The organism is Proteus sp. G2669 (assembly GCF_009915245.1).
Classification (GTDB): domain Bacteria; phylum Pseudomonadota; class Gammaproteobacteria; order Enterobacterales; family Enterobacteriaceae; genus Proteus.
Genome location: NZ_JAABLX010000017.1, coordinates 229,518 through 245,897, shown reverse-complemented (window position 1 = coordinate 245,897; position 16,380 = coordinate 229,518). Strand labels below are relative to the sequence as shown.

Annotated in this window: 17 protein-coding genes; 11 read left to right on the top strand and 6 right to left on the bottom strand. The window is 37.6% G+C overall.

Annotated features, from left to right (window positions below; genetic code table 11):
• Positions 1–92: 92 nt before the first annotated feature.
• From GWI68_RS04695 to efeB, 5 genes are all read left to right on the top strand, one after another.
• Positions 93–650, top strand: a complete 558-nt coding sequence (locus tag GWI68_RS04695) for an iron transporter (protein ID WP_109407936.1) — start codon at positions 93–95, stop codon at positions 648–650.
• Positions 651–719: 69 nt separating this feature from the next.
• On the top strand, positions 720–1,067 hold the full coding sequence (locus GWI68_RS04690) for a cupredoxin domain-containing protein (RefSeq protein WP_109407937.1): 348 nt from the start codon (positions 720–722) through the stop codon (positions 1,065–1,067).
• A 2-nt stretch (positions 1,068–1,069) separates the two neighbouring features.
• Complete coding sequence (locus GWI68_RS04685; RefSeq protein WP_166539524.1) at positions 1,070–1,906, top strand: FTR1 family protein; 837 nt, start codon at positions 1,070–1,072, stop codon at positions 1,904–1,906.
• Positions 1,896–2,819 carry an EfeM/EfeO family lipoprotein gene (locus GWI68_RS04680; protein WP_166539523.1) on the top strand — a complete coding sequence of 308 codons (924 nt, stop codon included), beginning with the start codon at positions 1,896–1,898 and terminating at the stop codon, positions 2,817–2,819. The genes GWI68_RS04685 and GWI68_RS04680 overlap by 11 nt, the downstream gene beginning before the upstream one ends.
• Positions 2,809–4,074: an iron uptake transporter deferrochelatase/peroxidase subunit gene (efeB, locus tag GWI68_RS04675; RefSeq protein ID WP_166539522.1), complete on the top strand. Its 1,266-nt coding sequence runs from the start codon at positions 2,809–2,811 to the stop codon at positions 4,072–4,074. Before GWI68_RS04680 ends, efeB begins: the two co-directional genes overlap by 11 nt.
• A 66-nt stretch (positions 4,075–4,140) precedes the next feature.
• Here the strand turns inward: efeB and GWI68_RS04670 are convergent, their stop codons facing one another.
• On the bottom strand, positions 4,141–4,830 hold the full coding sequence (locus tag GWI68_RS04670; protein ID WP_166539521.1) for a helix-turn-helix domain-containing protein: 690 nt from the start codon (positions 4,828–4,830) through the stop codon (positions 4,141–4,143).
• A gap of 231 nt (positions 4,831–5,061) precedes the next feature.
• Between GWI68_RS04670 and GWI68_RS04665 the strand changes: the two genes are divergently transcribed.
• The 5 genes from GWI68_RS04665 (at position 5,062) to htpX (ending at position 10,667) form a co-directional block, all read left to right on the top strand.
• Positions 5,062–7,398, top strand: a complete 2,337-nt coding sequence (locus tag GWI68_RS04665) for a molybdopterin-dependent oxidoreductase (protein ID WP_166539520.1) — start codon at positions 5,062–5,064, stop codon at positions 7,396–7,398.
• A 2-nt stretch (positions 7,399–7,400) separates the two neighbouring features.
• Positions 7,401–7,952: a 4Fe-4S dicluster domain-containing protein gene (locus tag GWI68_RS04660; protein WP_166539519.1), complete on the top strand. Its 552-nt coding sequence runs from the start codon at positions 7,401–7,403 to the stop codon at positions 7,950–7,952.
• A gap of 2 nt (positions 7,953–7,954) precedes the next feature.
• Positions 7,955–8,773 carry a DmsC/YnfH family molybdoenzyme membrane anchor subunit gene (locus tag GWI68_RS04655; protein ID WP_166539518.1) on the top strand — a complete coding sequence of 273 codons (819 nt, stop codon included), beginning with the start codon at positions 7,955–7,957 and terminating at the stop codon, positions 8,771–8,773.
• Between the two features lie 289 nt (positions 8,774–9,062).
• Positions 9,063–9,623 carry a LemA family protein gene (locus GWI68_RS04650; protein ID WP_109407944.1) on the top strand — a complete coding sequence of 187 codons (561 nt, stop codon included), beginning with the start codon at positions 9,063–9,065 and terminating at the stop codon, positions 9,621–9,623.
• Positions 9,624–9,701: 78 nt separating this feature from the next.
• Complete coding sequence (gene htpX / locus GWI68_RS04645) at positions 9,702–10,667, top strand: zinc metalloprotease HtpX (RefSeq protein ID WP_109407945.1); 966 nt, start codon at positions 9,702–9,704, stop codon at positions 10,665–10,667.
• Between the two features lie 100 nt (positions 10,668–10,767).
• Here the strand turns inward: htpX and GWI68_RS04640 are convergent, their stop codons facing one another.
• The 4 genes from GWI68_RS04640 to GWI68_RS04625 form a co-directional block, all read right to left on the bottom strand.
• A complete protein-coding gene (locus tag GWI68_RS04640) occupies positions 10,768–10,950 on the bottom strand; it encodes a DUF2526 family protein (protein ID WP_109407946.1) in 183 nt (60 codons plus the stop codon).
• An 87-nt stretch (positions 10,951–11,037) separates the two neighbouring features.
• Positions 11,038–12,270: an MFS transporter gene (locus GWI68_RS04635; RefSeq protein WP_166539517.1), complete on the bottom strand. Its 1,233-nt coding sequence runs from the start codon at positions 12,268–12,270 to the stop codon at positions 11,038–11,040.
• Positions 12,271–12,456: 186 nt separating this feature from the next.
• Positions 12,457–13,227, bottom strand: coding sequence for an ABC transporter permease (locus tag GWI68_RS04630; RefSeq protein ID WP_109407947.1), 771 nt, complete (start codon positions 13,225–13,227; stop codon positions 12,457–12,459).
• Positions 13,224–14,159, bottom strand: coding sequence for an ABC transporter ATP-binding protein (locus GWI68_RS04625; protein ID WP_109407948.1), 936 nt, complete (start codon positions 14,157–14,159; stop codon positions 13,224–13,226). The genes GWI68_RS04630 and GWI68_RS04625 overlap by 4 nt, the downstream gene beginning before the upstream one ends.
• Before the next feature lie 848 nt (positions 14,160–15,007).
• Here GWI68_RS04625 and can point away from each other — a divergent pair.
• On the top strand, positions 15,008–15,661 hold the full coding sequence (gene can / locus GWI68_RS04620; RefSeq protein WP_072070989.1) for a carbonate dehydratase: 654 nt from the start codon (positions 15,008–15,010) through the stop codon (positions 15,659–15,661).
• Positions 15,662–15,778: 117 nt separating this feature from the next.
• Here can and hpt read toward each other — a convergent pair whose 3' ends face one another.
• Positions 15,779–16,321, bottom strand: coding sequence for a hypoxanthine phosphoribosyltransferase (hpt, locus tag GWI68_RS04615; protein WP_036932823.1), 543 nt, complete (start codon positions 16,319–16,321; stop codon positions 15,779–15,781).
• Positions 16,322–16,380 lie beyond the last annotated feature (59 nt).

The window sequence follows — 16,380 nt, the reverse complement described above, 5'->3', positions numbered from 1 at the left end:
ATTTTTCGTATAGATTATCTCCTATTTCTAATACAAATTGTGTTAACCTAATTAAGAATAATAACAATTATCATTTGAAATAAGGGTTAAACATGAAATATCGCTATGCACTCTCTCTTACTGCATTATCATTTCTCTCAACCTCGGCTTTTGCTCTAGAGTACCCTGTAGGCCATCCTATTATTAAAAATGGCATGGAAATTCAGGGGGTTTACCTTCAACCTATCACTATGGATACCGAAGAAGGTCATCATGCGATGAACCATCTTGCAGCTGATAAAGCCGATATCCATTTAGAAGCCGATATCCATGCTACAGAAGATAATCCTAATGGCTTCGCGGAAGGTGACTGGATACCTTACCTCACTGTTGAATACACCGTGACAAAATCAGATGCGCCAGCGAAAAAACAACAAGGCGTTTTTATGGCAATGGTGGCTAATGATGGCCCTCACTATGGCGAGAATCTGAAACTCGATGGTAATGGTCAATATAATGTCACTTATAAGATTTACCCACCTTCATACAATAAAGATATTACATTTGGTCGCCATATCGACAAAGAAACGGGTGTTGCGCCTTGGTTTGAACCCTTTGAAGTTTCATGGGATTTCACCTATAGCGGCACAGGTCGTAAAGGTAGTTATTAATTAGCTTGATAACGGATAAGCCCAACAATATTGGGTTTATCCTTTTTCTCTTTTTTAAGTGAAACGCTGATGATGAAACATCTCTATAAATATACGTTATTACTGCTATTAATGATAACAAGCTCTGTTTTTGCTGCAGAGAAATACACCGTTGAATTAGAAATGAAAGATGGTGAACTTATTCCTCAAGTGCTCGAAGTACCTGCCAAAACCCCCATTAGAATAAAAATCCGTAATACAGGCACCAGCCCTGTTGAATTTGAAAGTACACAGTTACGTAAAGAAAAAGTATTAGCGCCTGGCGCAAATTCTGTCGTTGTGATAGCACCACTAAAACCGGGTCGTTACACCTTCTTTGATGATTTTCATCTTTCTCACCCTCAAGGTGAAATTGTTGCAACTGAAAAGGCAGAGTAAATATGGGACAAGTTCTGTTTGTTGTTTGGAGAGAAAGTTTTGAAGCATTACTGGTAATTGGCATTATTTATGCTTGGATAAAGCGCTCTCCAGCGCCAAAACAAGGTATGAAATACTTGTGGAGTGGCGTTATATTTGGACTATTTCTTGCTGTTATCTTGGCTCTGAGCATTTATGGTGTATTTAGTTCACTCGAAGATATGTGGCAATCTCTATTTATGATCGCAATGGAGATCCTCGCCTGTATACTTATTGTTCAAATGGTTTATTGGATGAATGGGCAAGGAAAGTCATTAAAAACCAACATAGAAAATGAACTCACACAAAAAACACAACAACAAAGTGCATGGGGTATTTTACTGATTATTGCCATTGCAATTGCCAGAGAAGGTAGTGAAGTCGTTGTCTTCCTCTCTAGCCATATTATGGCTCTCAATGCACAAACAGCACCGCCTTTCTTTATCGAAGTCTTTATTGGCTTACTTGTCGCAGCATTCACTCTATGGTTATTTTTACTGACGTCAAAAGTTATTTCATGGCGTTATTTCTTTACTGTAACGGGATTTTTACTGCTATTCCTTGCCGTTTCTTTGCTCTTAAAAGCCGTAGAAGAAATTGCAAATCTACTCATTGAAATAGATTTTGAATTCCCTGATTTCTTGATATATCCGCTTTGGGATATCAGCCATATTCTGGATGACTCAAGTGTCTTTGGTAATTTCTTAGTCTCATTCTTCGCTTATCGCTCTCAACCCATTGGTTTAAGTGTGGTGACATTTATTATCTATTGGGTGATTGTTGCACTGTTATTTAAGCGAGGTACTCAGCATGCGAAATAACACAAAATTTAAAAGTAAAAATATTGCTATTTTTTTCTTTATTTTGCTGTTTTCTCTGCCTATTTATGCTGAAAAAATCATTCAAGGAATTATTCAGGATAGCGAGAATATCATCGTTGCAAAAGGGGATATTCCTACCCCTGAAAAATTTAAAACGGATATTTTAAAGTACCGAGAAAAGGCCGTTGAGCAATTAACCCAAGTTGAAAAAGCACTCAATAAATTAATCATTAATAGCGAAAAAAATCAGCTTATTAATGCTCAAAATGCATATCAACAAGCACATTATCACTATGAAGTTATTCGCCCTATTATTGCACTGTTTGGATCAAGCGAACGTTTATTAAATAACCGAGCTGATTTCTTTCTTGAAAGAGAAAACTCACCTCGTTTTTCAGGGTTTCATTTAGTTGAATATCAACTCTTTAAATTAAAAGATACGCAAAAAGCGACAGAGTCCGCAAAAGTGCTATTAAGAGGCATTAGTGATCTAAAAAAACGTTTAGCTATTGAAGATATCCCCATTCCTAAATTAGTCCAATCGGCGGGTGATAGCTTGGAGTTTATTTTAACGGACAAATTAGCAGGGATTGAAAACCGATATTCAAATAGCGATCTAGGTGATAGTTATGCAAATTTATCTGGATCACGCTTAATTGTGGAGATCTTATCCGAGCATATTCCCCCTACTGAATATCAATCTCTGATCAAGCAATATAATGATATTGGTGCTCTGCTTTTAAAATATCAGCGTGATGAAGGTTTATTCCAACCTTTAAATGCGCTTCCTGAAACAGAAAAAAGCTGGCTTTTCTCTCAAGTAACACAATTAGCAGAGCAAGTGGCGAATTTACGTAGCACGCTCGATATTGATGTTTACTATCACTATAAAGAAGCACGTGATGAAAAATAAAACTCTCTTTAAACCGTTATTAAAAAGCCCTGTTAACCTTGATAAACGTACAACGTTAAAATGGTTAGGTGGGAGCTTATTACTCGCCAGTATAGGGGCTAATGCACAACCAAAACAAAGTGCTTCATCTGTGCCTCGTTATCAACGTGCAATTGCTTATTTAGGCAAATACCAAGCAGGTGTTATTACTCCAGAACAAAAACACGCCTCATTTATTGCTCTTAATCTAACTGTCAATACTGTTGATGAAGTGAAAAAAATATTCGCAACTCTGACACAACGAATTGCGTTTTTAACACAACCTCGTGAACTAGAGCAGAGAGCAAACCCACATCTTCCTCCTGCTGAATCTGGTATTCTGGGCACTCAATTACACCCAGATGAATTAACCGTCACTGTCGCATTAGGTGATAGCTTTTTTGATAATCGTTTTGGTTTCCAACCTAAAAAACCCAAACGCTTAGAATCTATGAAGCCCTTTCCTAATGACCGATTAGATCCAAAATGGTGTGGTGGCGATGTTCTACTCCAGTTTTGTGCTAATAGCCAAGAAAGCATCATTTATGCGTTAAGAGATATTTTAAAATATCTTTCTGGTCAAGTTTATGCTGTGTGGAAAATTGATGGTTTTCTTCCTGCTCGCGATATTGATAATCACCAAACACCGATTAACCTTTTTGGCTTTAAAGATGGTTCAGGCAACGCGCCTTCATCTGATAATAGCCTGATGGACTCGCTAGTCTGGATCACGCAAGAACAAAAAGAGCCACAATGGTGTTTAGGTGGAAGCTATCAAGCAGTGCGTCTAATTCGGTTTGCATTGGAATTTTGGGATAGAACACCTCTTGAAGATCAAGAGAATAACTTTGGTCGTCATCGATCAACAGGTGCCCCAATAGGTATGAAGCAAGAGATGGACGATCCACAGTTTGAAAAAGATCCTCATGGCGACCGAGTGCTGTTTGATTCTCATATGCGAAGAGCTGAACCAAGAAATCCAGAGCGTTACAGTGCAAAACTACGCCGACGCAGTTACAGCTATTCATTAGGTTTAACACCTTCAGGTCAACTAGATATGGGGCTGATTTTTATCTCGTTTCAAAATAACCTTAAAAAAGGCTTTATTGATACCCAAAAACGCTTAGACGGTGAACCCTTAGAGCGCTATATCAAGCCTTTTGGCGGTGGATACTACTTTGTATTACCCGGAATTTCACACCAAGGTGATACCCTTGCAAAAGGGCTATTTGATTAATTCTTCTCTGCATATTAGGCACTTTGGCAGGCAAAGCAAAGTGCCTAATAGCATGATTTTATTTAACTAATGTGAAAAAGATGTCATTTTTGCTTTTAATGCATTACCAAGTTCTATTTGCCTCTCAGGCTCAATAAAACCCATTGTTAATACCGCAGCGACCATATTTCCTTTTTTACTAAACACTGGGCATGAAATGGATTGTGCACCAGGAATACCTTCAGCTGGTTCATGGCGAATAGCAAAACCTTGTTGGCGAATAGTATTCTTCTGTTTTTCTGATAAACCTGCATCTATCTCTAAATCACTAAAAACAGCAAAAATAGAGCCAGCAGCACTAATTTTATAAGGCACTGGTGTATCAGGTAAAAAATCAATATCCACATGTTTAAAACTACGATTATACCGTGTTAGAAAAAGCTGGTTACCTTGTGCAATCACCAATCCTGTGGACATATTATGTTCATCTCTAAATTCACATAATAATTGATTAATTTCATCTACAAAGGATTGTGGCTTTGGTGTCGCCTGCGCTAAAAAGAGAATTTTACTCCCCAAGCAATACTGACTTCCGCCACTCTCTTGGTACAACATTTCAGAGCGACAAAGTGAAACTAAATACTTATGTAAGCGACTTTTTGAAAGCGAACAGGCTTTTGCAATATCTGACGATCGGGCGATACCTCCATTCGATGCAATAAATTCGAGAATGGTAATAGCGATATCAACCGAGTTAACTCCTTGAGAATTCTGCATTTATTTTTCCTACACCTATTCGTTATTTACTTTATTTTATGACGATATCCCATTATTCTTTTTTTGTCATTTTTACTAGTTTATTTCACTAAAACCTTATTTTAAATGTGACTTTTTAGCCATTTTCTGTCGATTATTTTCTTTGTCTATTTTTAGATGATCTACCTCAAGGTTAACCATATATGAATTGAGTTTATATATAGTTAACTTTTCTTGTGCGTGAGAATGTCTATGTCTAAAAATCAAAAGTGGGAATTAAATAGAAGAACGTTGTTAAAAGGAATGGGTGCCATTGGCGTGGCAGCTCTTTCTCCTAACGCGTTCAGTCTAGTTAATGAAAATAAACCCATATTTAACCAGAAACCACGGATAAAATTATCCGAATATAAAACCTTTCGTTCAACCTGTGCGATGGAATGTTTGCACTGTAACCTAACAGCTTTTACACATAAGGGGCAACTTATCAAAGTTGAAGCCACTGAAGGCTTTAATGTGAAATGCTGTTTACGAGGTATGAGTCGAACTAAGTGGGTATACCATAAAGATCGTTTAACCACACCTTTATTGCGTGTGGGTGAAAAAGGAAAAGCGGAGTTCAAACCTATTAGTTGGAATGAAGCGCTCGATCTCATTGAAAAGAATATTAGAGAAACCATTGATAAGTTTGGTAATGAGGGATTATTTATCTCCACTCATGCAGGCAATATGGACTCAATTAAAAATGATATGGGTAAAGCCTTTTTCGATTACTTAGGCGGTTCAACAAAACAAGCTGGCTCTCTTTGTTGCTCAGCGGTAACCGCGGCAATGATCCCAATGGTGGGTCTACGCTATGCCGATACTCGAGATACAGTAAAGGATAGTCGCTATATTCTTTGTTGGGGAAATAACCCCGCAGTTACTATGCAAGCGTATTTTAAAAACTACAACCAAGCTCGCCGAAATGGCGCCAGAATGGTGGTTATTGATCCTCGCTTCAATGAAACTGCAGCTAAAGCCGATGAGTGGATCCCTATCGTTCCCGGTACTGATACGGCACTTGCGTTAGGTATGATCAAAATTATCATTGAAGAAAATCTCACTGATAAGCCTTTTTTGCGTGCGCATACAGGCGCCGTTTACCTTGTTAACTCACAACAAAAACTATTACGCCAATCTGATGATGATAAAGATAGTTATCTAGTTTTTGATACTTTAAGCCAGCAACTGGTTCACCATGAGACTCCGAATATTGTTCCTGCGTTAACTCATGATGAACTACCTGCTAATGCTGATTATGTGACTGTCTTTGAGCAAATTTATCAACAAGCACAACCTTGGACTGTCGAAAAAACCAGCCAAGAAACGGATATCCCGAAAGAAACTATTATTCGTTTAGCGCGTGATTATGCCACCACCAAACCTGCTATGATTGTGCAAAATATGTCCGGCGCTCAACGCACTGAATTTGGTGCTTATGTTGCTGCTAGCCAATTTTATCTTGCATTATTAACTGGCAATATCGGTAAAAAAGGCGCTGGAATTTGTGATGCTGGTGGTGCTCGACAAATGGCGAAATTTAGTCCAATTATTCCACCAGCACCTAATGCAAAACCCATCAAACCTATCCCTGTTGCAAAAGTAGGTGATTGGATTGTCAATGAAAGGCCACACCCAATTAATTTCTGGTGGATCATGACCATGGGTGTGATGACGCAACTTCCTAATACTAATATGGTGCGTAATGCACTGAAAAAAGTACCTTTTGTGGTTGTCGCTGATAACTTGATGTCATCCACTGCTCTTTATGCCGATCTTGTACTCCCTGTTACCACTATTTTTGAAGATACCAGTTTAATGGCAGGTGTTCGTAGTCAATATGTACAATTAATGGAAAAAGCGGTTGAGCCACCAGGAGAAGCAAAACCTGATTATTGGATCTTTGCTCGTCTCGCTGAACGTTTTGGCTTTGGTGACGTGTTTAACCAACCTATTGAACACTATATTGATGCTTGTCTTAAAGGCTCCGGCATTACGCGTGAAATGTTAGAAAAAGGCCCAGTGCGTCCAGTTGAAGGCGACTGGATCCCCTTTAAAGATGGCATTTTCCGTACTTCAACGAAAAAAGCACACTTTTTTATTGAAGAGTGGCAGGATAAAAACTTCTCTCCTGTTGTCACCTATTATCCCGTAAAAGAATCGACAAAAGGCTCACCTGAACTTGCTAAAAAATACCCACTAATGGCAGTGCAACGCAAACTCGCTCGTAGTGTTCACTCTAGCCATGGTATGAATGAGTGGATCTTAGAAGTACAGCGTAATCAACCTAATATTCTTATCCATCCTAATGATGCCTTAGCCAGAGGAATCAAAGACGGTGAATGGGCTATTGCATTTAATGATCGAGGAGAGCACCGTGCGATTGCCGTTGTGACCACGCATATTAAGCAAGGAGTTGTTTCATTAGATAATGGATGGTGGGAACAACAAGGCGGAAGCAGTAGCCATGTCACCAATGATCACGTTGAACCTTTAGGTAATGGTCATTGCTGTAATAGCACCTTAGTTAACGTAAGACGGGAGGCATGATCATGGCGAAGAAACAGTATGGTTTTCTAATAAATACCAAAGATTGTTATGGTTGCCGAACTTGCTCGATGGCCTGTAAGTCTGAAAACGCCACACCTCCAGGTGTATTGTGGCGCCGAGTTCGTGAATTCAACGAAGACCAACCCAATGCACAAGCTTTCATTACCATGTCTTGTAACCATTGTGACGATCCACAGTGTCTAAAAGTTTGCCCTGCTGACACTTATACTAAACGTGAAGACGGCATTGTTGTGCAAGATCATGACAAATGTATCGGTTGTCAAATGTGCATCATGGCGTGTCCTTATAACGCTCCGGTTTACGATCCAGTAGAAGGAAAAACCAGTAAATGCAATATGTGTGCGGATAGACTTGATGAAGGCCTAAAACCCCGTTGTGTTGAATCTTGCCCTACTGGCGCTATTGAGTTTGGTGAAATTGAAGATCTGCGTAAAAAACACACGACAAATTGGGCTTTATTAGAAAAACGCTATGGTGTACCAGATCACACCATTAGTAATCCTAATATTGTCATTATTGGTATGGAGGATTAATCATGCATGATTATCAACTGCCGTTAGTCCTGTTTACGGTTATGAGTCAATGGGGGATAGGTGCTGTTTTGGCACTTTCACTGTATCAATGGCAAAACCAAACCCAAAACGGTGCGATGTTAAGCACCAAAGCATTACGAACAACCATTGCACTAATTTGGCTGATTGAAGTTGTAGGTTCATCAATGTCGATGGGGCACTTAGGTGATCCGCTAGGTGCTTATCGTTCTGTATTAGGTATTGCGCATTCTTGGTTAAGTCGCGAAGCGATTGCCTTTGTGATGCTAAATGGCTTAATTTCATTATGGGCGCTAGCCAGTTGGCTACAACCTCATGCTATTCGCCGTAATAGTCTGTTTGGGTTGTTTTGTGGCGTTATTGGTTTACCTGTTATTTTGATTACAGCACAAATCTATTACCAAATGCAGGCTCATCCTCTTTGGCATACACCAGCAACACAAATTAGTTTTATTGGCACAGCGTTATTGCTTGGTTTTGGCTCGATGATCCCTTGGTTACGCTTACAAGGTAAAACCATTAGTAATTCATTAAAAATAGGAACGTTAATCGGTGCATTATTAGTTTTCGTCGGCTTGGTTATGAGAACACAAGTGCTCGGTGCTGATGTTGCAAGCCTATTATTATGGTGGCAAGTGATTGCTAGTCTGATTATGGGTATCTGCATTATTACGTTGTCTCACAGCACGTCATTTACCAAAACTTCACTCTCTCTCATCGCTATTTTGATGTTATTTAGTGGTGAAATCACAGGAAGAATGCTGTTTTACGGCAATGTAATGGCGCAAGCACCTTGGTTCTAAATGTTTTACCTCTGAGTTAAATAGTCTCGTTAACACAATTATTTAACTCAGATTCATCCCCTATGTTTCACTTGATATTTTTATTTACCCTAGCATTACCTTTAATTTTGCCCCGAATTTATTCGGGGTATTTTTTTATCTCAACCAATATCATTAATTTTACTTTATTCATGTTCTTTTTGTTTTTGATGAAATAATCATCTAGCTATATTTATCAATAATAGGCAAAATTAACATTAAAGATTTAACACAATTTCCTGTTTACAATTAGAAAAGAGAGCACTTCACCATGACTGGATTAATTATTACCATCGCGTTATTGGGCCTTATTTTTTATTATTACAACCGTATTATTTCTATGCGTGAAGCTGTTATCTCAAGTGAAACCGAAATTTCAGTACAATTAGATCGTCGTGGTAAAGTCTTTGATAGCTTATTAGCCACAGTAAAAAAATATCTCAGCCATGAATCTGACGTATTTACTAAAATTACTGAATTAAGAACACAGACTCAAAGTGCCAATGGCAAAGAAGCCAAAGCAGCTGAAGACGAATTATCAAAAATTGTTTCAAGTGGTGCAATTAATGTTGCGGTTGAAAATTACCCTGAATTAAAATCCGACACCATTATGGCAAATTTACAAGAAGAGATTGTTTCAACAGAAAATAAACTCTCTTTTGCAAAACGCGGTTATAACCGTACTTTAGAACAATATCGCGCTTTTATTGCTTCTATTCCTGCGGTGTTTATTGTCAAGATTTTCCCAAGCTTAGTGATTGATAAAGAATACTGGCGTCTTGATGAAGGAACCATTAAAGCAGAAGAAGCGCGTCGCATTAATTTCGATTAATCTTTAGAGTAATAAAAAGATACTTATTCCTTCTTGATTGATAAAAACAGCACTTAGCGGTGCTGTTTGGAGTCACTAATGGATTTCAGAAATGTTCTACGAAAAAATGCTATTCGAACGCGTTTTGTTATAGCAACTTATTTACTTTTAATGCTGCTGATTGGTTTGCTGGTGGATACCGCTATTGGCGCAAATCCCTATTTAGATCTCACTGATAATATGTTGGCATTTCTGACTTTCCAATCTATCCCCATTGCGTCACTCATTATTTTAGCCATCTCGATTTTATTGCTTCTTTTTATTCATTTTAAAGGGCACAAAATCATGCTGACAGGAATGAATGCCAAATTAATTAGCCCAGATGAAACATTAAATGCACAAGAACGCCAACTGCTCAATATTGTGGAAGAACTGAGTTTAAGTGCCACGCTGGGCTATATTCCTAAGCTCTATATTCTTGATACACCTGAAGCTAATGCCTTTGCAGCCGGCTGGTCTGAGAAAAATGCCTTTATTGGTGTAACCACTGGCTTATTAAACCGCCTTAATCGCCAAGAAGTGCAAGCAGTATTAGCCCATGAAACAGGTCATATTATTCATGGTGATTCACGACTGACGTTATATGTTGGCATCTTAGCCAACGTTATTCTGACAGTAACAAATATCTTTGGTAGTCGCTTGTATATTGCCTCTGGTAATCGAGGCGGTAAAAGTAATGATGCTGCTAGCAAAGCGCGATTAATTTTAATTGTGTTAAACCTTGTTTTACCGATTATTACGCAAGTGCTCTATTTCTATTTATCCCGCACTCGTGAATATATGGCGGATGCGGCGGCGGTTGATTTAACTCAAGATAATCAAGCGATGATTAATGCATTAAAGAAAATTTCAGCACAGCATGATACTGAAAATTTTGAAGATGGTTCAACGGGACGTGCTTATCGTAAAGCAGCCTTTATTTTCAATAAAGGAGACTCATTTTTCTCAACACATCCATCCATTGAAAATAGAATTGCAGTACTTGAAGGTAAAAAGACTTTTTGATCTGTATGATACAATGCAGTAAAAAGAAAAAAGCGTTTATACCGGTTTATTAAAACGGTTAAAACGCTTTTTTAATGCTTATTTCTTAACAACAATCCGATTAACGATGTTTTTCACCGTGATGGAAAATAGCTGTGCGTAAACGCTCTTGTTGCTCATAACGTAGTGGAAATTCAATCGTTTTATCTTTACCTAATTCCACTAAAAGTTCATTCATGGTTTCAATACTGGTTGTCGCAATAGCATCATCAACCTGTTTAACCACCTCATCATAATGAGACATCTTTTATCCCCTTGCTTCATAAAATTCTTAATCGCTATCATATTACAAGTAAGGGGATTTCTGTATTTTTAGTCACATAAAGTATGATTAAATTGAGTTAAGCGGTTTATTCTTTGTCTCTTTCCCCAATAACATCACTGCCAATATCCCAATAACAATTGAAAAACTGAAAATAAGAAATATGGAGCTTATTTCAAATTGATATTGGACTAAATATCCCACCATTAAAGGTCCCAATATTCCACCAATACGCCCTATTGCTGTTGCTGTTCCTGCACCTGTTGCTCGTATTCCATCTGGGTATTGTTCTGGCGTATAAGCATATAAAGCGCCCCAAGCCCCTAAATTAAAGAATGACAGTAACATGCCAAAAATAAGTAGCGTTGTCGTGGTATCAGCCACACTAAAATAATAGGCACTAATGGCGGTTCCTGCTAAATAAGTAACTAACACAAATTTTCGCCCATAACGCTCAATTAACCACGCAGCGGTAAAATAACCAGGTAGTTGTGCTAATGTCATAATAAGCACATATTGAAAGCTTTTTATTAAACTAAAACCTTTTAACATCGCCACACTTGGTAGCCATAAAAAAATGCCGTAATAAGAGAAAACGACACAGAACCATAAGATCCACAACATTAGCGTTGAACGACGATATTGAGGTGACCAAATTAATGCCATTGATTGGCGAATAGATAAACGTGTTTTTTTCTGTGAAACATGAGATGGCGTTGGTTCAGGTAATTTTGAACGTAAATAAAGAGCATATACTGCAGGTAATGCACTTAATAACATAGCCATACGCCAGCCATAATCAGGAATAATAAAATAAGCAATCAAAGCTGCAATTAACCAACCGACAGCCCAAAAACTCTCTAATAAAACAACAATTCGGCCTCGCTCATGAGTTTCAACACTTTCACTGACAAGTGTTGAAGCAACAGGTAATTCGCCACCTAATCCCATTCCAATAAAGAAACGTAAAACAAGAACCACCATCAAAGAACTTGCTAATGCAGTTAATCCGCAGCCTAAACTAAACAGCAGCAAAGTAAAAATAAAGACGGGTTTACGTCCTTTTCTATCTGCAATAATGCCAAATACAAAAGCACCAACAGCCATTCCAATTGAGTTTACACTACCAATCCAGCCTAATTGTGATGCAGTTAATCCCCAATCTTCTTTTAATGCGGTGAGCAAAAAAGCAAGTAGCCCGACATCCATTGCATCAAAAGTCCAGCCCATACCAGCGATACATAAAAGCTTGTTACGAGAGATTGCCTCAGGCGCTTTGCCTGTTTGGCTTGCCGTTGTCATTACATTTCCTTTCTATCCCCTATCAAAGTGTTTAGTATACTAAACAAGAAAAATCATTTTGTTAATAGCAAAGCGTCAATTTAAAGAAAAATTAACATTCATGCTAAAAAAACAGTTAAAAAAAATCGGTATCTCTAAATAAGATACCGATTTCAACTTTTATAACTTTCTATTTTACTTTTTTGATTAGCTTCTTAAACCTCTGCCTTTTTCAATCAAGTACCATGCAATAACATAAAACACGGCGATGAAAAGACACAAGACACTAATCGTTACGGTTAAAGAGACATCCGTAATACCCAGAAAACCGTAGCGGAAGCCACTAATCATATAAACGATTGGGTTAAGCTTGGATACGCCTTGCCAAAATTCAGGTAAAAGTGAAAGTGAATAAAACACACCACCTAAATAGGTTAATGGCGTTAAAACAAACGTTGGAATAATGCTGATATCATCAAAAGTTTTCGCAAAAATTGCATTTAACAACCCTGCAAGTGAAAACACAATGGAAGTCATCAGTAATGTCACCACGACCATTGTCCAAGAATGCATTTCTAAAGGCACAAAGAACAGCGAAACTAAAGTCACTAAGATACCGACACAAACACCTCGAGCCACACCACCACCAACAAAACCGGCAATAACAACATGTGTTGGCACAGGTGAAACTAATAACTCTTCGATACTACGCTGAAACTTGGCACCAAAAAATGAAGAAGAAACATTAGCATAAGAGTTTGTTATTACTGCCATCATAATCAGGCCAGGAACAATAAACTGCATATAATCAACACCGCCCATATCGCCAATTCGTTTACCAATTAGGTTACCGAAAATAACGAAATAGAGAGACATAGTTATTACAGGTGGAATTAATGTTTGTACCCAAATACGACCAAAACGGGTAACTTCTTTAATCCAAATTGTTTTGAGGGCTACCCAATACAGCTGAATCATTCCCTCTCTCCTTCTACTGTATGCTCTTCATTAACTAAATGAACAAATAATTCTTCAAGGCGATTGGCTTTATTTCTCATACTTAACACTTGAATACCTTGTGTATTAAGCTGGGCAAAAACACTATTTAAACCTTGTTCTCTTTTAACATCGACTTCTAATGTTGAAGTATCCATTAAACGATATTGATAATTCTGTAATTCAGGTAATGGACTTTTTGGTGCTAAATCTAAAATAAAGGTTTCAGACTCTAGTTTACTTAATAAGCCTTTCATACTGGTATTTTCGACCAATTCGCCACGCTGAATAATACCAATATTCCTACACAACATTTCTGCTTCTTCTAAATAGTGTGTCGTTAAAATAATGGTGGTGCCTTCGGCGTTTAATTGCTTTAAAAACGTCCACATTGAGCGACGTAATTCAATATCAACACCAGCTGTTGGTTCATCAAGAATAAGTAATTTCGGCTGATGCATTAATGCACGAGCAATCATTAGACGGCGCTTCATTCCCCCAGATAAAAAACGGGCTCTATCATCACGTTTTTCCCATAAATCTAACTGAGTTAAATAAGTTTCAGCACGTTCTAAAGCTAACTTACGAGGAACACCATAATAACCAGCTTGATTGAGGACAATTTGTAATACGGTTTCAAAAGGGTTGAAATTGAATTCTTGTGGCACTAATCCTAGTTGGCGCTTGGCATTAACCATATCGGTATCTGTGTCATAGCCAAAGACTTTAACTTTGCCACTACTCTTATTAACTAAAGAGCTGATAATACCAATAGTGGTCGATTTTCCTGCACCATTAGGGCCTAATAAAGCATAAAAATCTCCCGCTTCCACGGTGAGATTAATTCCTTTTAGCGCTTTTACGCCATTGTGATAAGTTTTCGTTAACTCCGTTAACTCCAATGCATACGTCATAAGTGGGAATTACCTTTTATCAACTGCATTATTCAGCATTGACTGAGCTGAAATCAGAAAATAGCTATTCAACTAAGCCTTACTAACGCTACGTATTGCTCACACGCCTCGAATTAGAAAATAAGCTTAGTTCAATAGGATCAAAATGGAATAAGGATATTCTAGAGAAAATAAGGTTGTAAATAAACCGTTTTAGGTCTCATGACACAAATGAATAAATAAATTTATTTTAACTATTACAGATAATAAGAATAAAACTTGATGTAAGAAAAAATCAGAGATGAAGATGCGATATACTGTTATTTCTTGCTTATATTCCTAATGTATTAATCAATTCATCCCTTGATGCAATCATTTAGCCTAACTGATAGCAATAAAATTATTGCCCTTGTTCCTCAATCTTACTGATTGATATTATCTCGTCATTTATTATCTCAATCAATGCTGACTATTGATTTTTATCATCCCCGCATTGACTTGTATTAAAAAGCAAAAAAACACATACATAAGATTTATTTATAATATATTTTAATAAATCTATTTCTGAATAGTACAATGGTAGCCTTAACAATCAGTTATCTTTTTACACATTTGATTTACATCAAAGAATGTATTGATAAATTCATTAAACAAATGCTATAAAAAGATCTATCTTATTTGAAAGCGAAAAAATACAGACAATTATCTGTCACTTGGCTTTAAAAAGCCCTCTGATTAATTCAAAAGTAATGGTATAAAAATACCCTTTCTTAGTGGATCTCTCGCATCCAACAATAACACAGTGCTATTTCGTGTTGGCGTACTGTCAGCGCAAATGGTGAGAAACCGAATTTACAGGCAGTCACGTCATGATGAGAAAAATTGAAGAGCTGTTAGCCAATAACAAGCAATGGTCAGAATCTGTTACTGAAGAAAATCCTCAGTTTTTTAAAGATCTCTGTAAAGGCCAAAAACCCCATTTTTTATGGATTGGTTGCTCTGACAGCCGCGTTCCAGCAGAAAAATTGATCAATGCTGCACCTGGCGACCTATTTGTTCACCGTAATGTAGCGAACTTAGTGATCCACACCGACTTAAACTGTCTTTCTGTTATTCAGTATGCCGTTGATGTATTGCAAGTTGAACATATTATTGTGTGTGGCCACTATGGTTGTGGTGGTATTGAAGCGGCTATTGAAGGAACTGAATTAGGACTTATTAATAACTGGTTATTGCATATTCGCGATATTTGGTACAAACACAGTTCAATGTTAGGCGAACTTGCTCCTCATGATAGATTAAACCTACTTTGTGAGCTAAACGTTATTGAACAAGTATATAACCTAGGCCACTCAACTATTATGCAAGCAGCATGGAAACGTGGGCAAAAAGTGATGATCCACGGTTGGGTTTACGGTTTAAATAATGGTGAATTACACGATCTCGATGTTACCTCAGATAGCCGTGAGAAACTTGAGCTTTCTTATCGCCAAGCGATGGCAAAATTGAGTCATCCACGTTAATTTATTCATCATAGAAAATCATTTTAAGCCCTAATATTTAAAATAATATTAGGGCTTTTTGGTATATAGAAAACCCGCCTAAAGCGGGTTTTTTTACTTCTATATTAAGTAAATAAATTACTCATCTAATAACGTTACATGCCCAATATAAGGCAGATGGCGATAACGCTGTGCGTAATCAATACCGTAACCAATAACGAATTTATCTTCAATGGAATAGCCAATCCACTCAACGGGGACATCCACTTCGCGGCGTGATGGCTTATCCAATAAAGTACAGATAGAAATAGAAGCTGGCTCACGTAAGCTCAAAATCTCTTTAACGCGATTTAAGGTATTACCTGAGTCAATGATATCTTCAACGATCAGAACATCTTTACCACGGATATCTTCATCGAGATCTTTAATGATTTTAACGTCACGTGTTGACGTCATACCATTACCGTAACTTGATACAGTCATAAAATCGACTTCATGGTTCACGTCAATTTCACGGCATAAATCTGCCATAAAAATAAAAGAACCTTTTAACAAGCCGATTAAGACAAGATCATGTTGACCTTGGCGTGGGCGGTAATGTTCTGTGATTTCACGACCTAGCTCAGCAATACGCTGTTTGATCTCTTCTTCAGAGATCATGACATCAACAATATGTTTCATGATTAATTTCGATTGGGTTAACGGGGAAAGCAAACGATTGTACCAGAACTTCCCTCATC

What these genes read in the sequence shown, in the direction of transcription:
- GWI68_RS04695 (WP_109407936.1), top strand. Translation starts at nt 93, where the DNA reads ATGAAATATCGCTATGCACTCTCTCTTACTGCATTATCATTTCTCTCA.
- GWI68_RS04690 (WP_109407937.1), top strand. Translation starts at nt 720, where the DNA reads ATGATGAAACATCTCTATAAATATACGTTATTACTGCTATTAATGATA.
- GWI68_RS04685 (WP_166539524.1), top strand. Translation starts at nt 1,070, where the DNA reads ATGGGACAAGTTCTGTTTGTTGTTTGGAGAGAAAGTTTTGAAGCATTA.
- GWI68_RS04680 (WP_166539523.1), top strand. Translation starts at nt 1,896, where the DNA reads ATGCGAAATAACACAAAATTTAAAAGTAAAAATATTGCTATTTTTTTC.
- efeB (WP_166539522.1), top strand. Translation starts at nt 2,809, where the DNA reads ATGAAAAATAAAACTCTCTTTAAACCGTTATTAAAAAGCCCTGTTAAC.
- GWI68_RS04670 (WP_166539521.1), bottom strand. Translation starts at nt 4,830, where the DNA reads ATGCAGAATTCTCAAGGAGTTAACTCGGTTGATATCGCTATTACCATT.
- GWI68_RS04665 (WP_166539520.1), top strand. Translation starts at nt 5,062, where the DNA reads ATGTCTAAAAATCAAAAGTGGGAATTAAATAGAAGAACGTTGTTAAAA.
- GWI68_RS04660 (WP_166539519.1), top strand. Translation starts at nt 7,401, where the DNA reads ATGGCGAAGAAACAGTATGGTTTTCTAATAAATACCAAAGATTGTTAT.
- GWI68_RS04655 (WP_166539518.1), top strand. Translation starts at nt 7,955, where the DNA reads ATGCATGATTATCAACTGCCGTTAGTCCTGTTTACGGTTATGAGTCAA.
- GWI68_RS04650 (WP_109407944.1), top strand. Translation starts at nt 9,063, where the DNA reads ATGACTGGATTAATTATTACCATCGCGTTATTGGGCCTTATTTTTTAT.
- htpX (WP_109407945.1), top strand. Translation starts at nt 9,702, where the DNA reads ATGGATTTCAGAAATGTTCTACGAAAAAATGCTATTCGAACGCGTTTT.
- GWI68_RS04640 (WP_109407946.1), bottom strand. Translation starts at nt 10,950, where the DNA reads ATGTCTCATTATGATGAGGTGGTTAAACAGGTTGATGATGCTATTGCG.
- GWI68_RS04635 (WP_166539517.1), bottom strand. Translation starts at nt 12,270, where the DNA reads ATGACAACGGCAAGCCAAACAGGCAAAGCGCCTGAGGCAATCTCTCGT.
- GWI68_RS04630 (WP_109407947.1), bottom strand. Translation starts at nt 13,227, where the DNA reads ATGATTCAGCTGTATTGGGTAGCCCTCAAAACAATTTGGATTAAAGAA.
- GWI68_RS04625 (WP_109407948.1), bottom strand. Translation starts at nt 14,159, where the DNA reads ATGACGTATGCATTGGAGTTAACGGAGTTAACGAAAACTTATCACAAT.
- can (WP_072070989.1), top strand. Translation starts at nt 15,008, where the DNA reads ATGATGAGAAAAATTGAAGAGCTGTTAGCCAATAACAAGCAATGGTCA.
- hpt (WP_036932823.1), bottom strand. Translation starts at nt 16,321, where the DNA reads ATGAAACATATTGTTGATGTCATGATCTCTGAAGAAGAGATCAAACAG.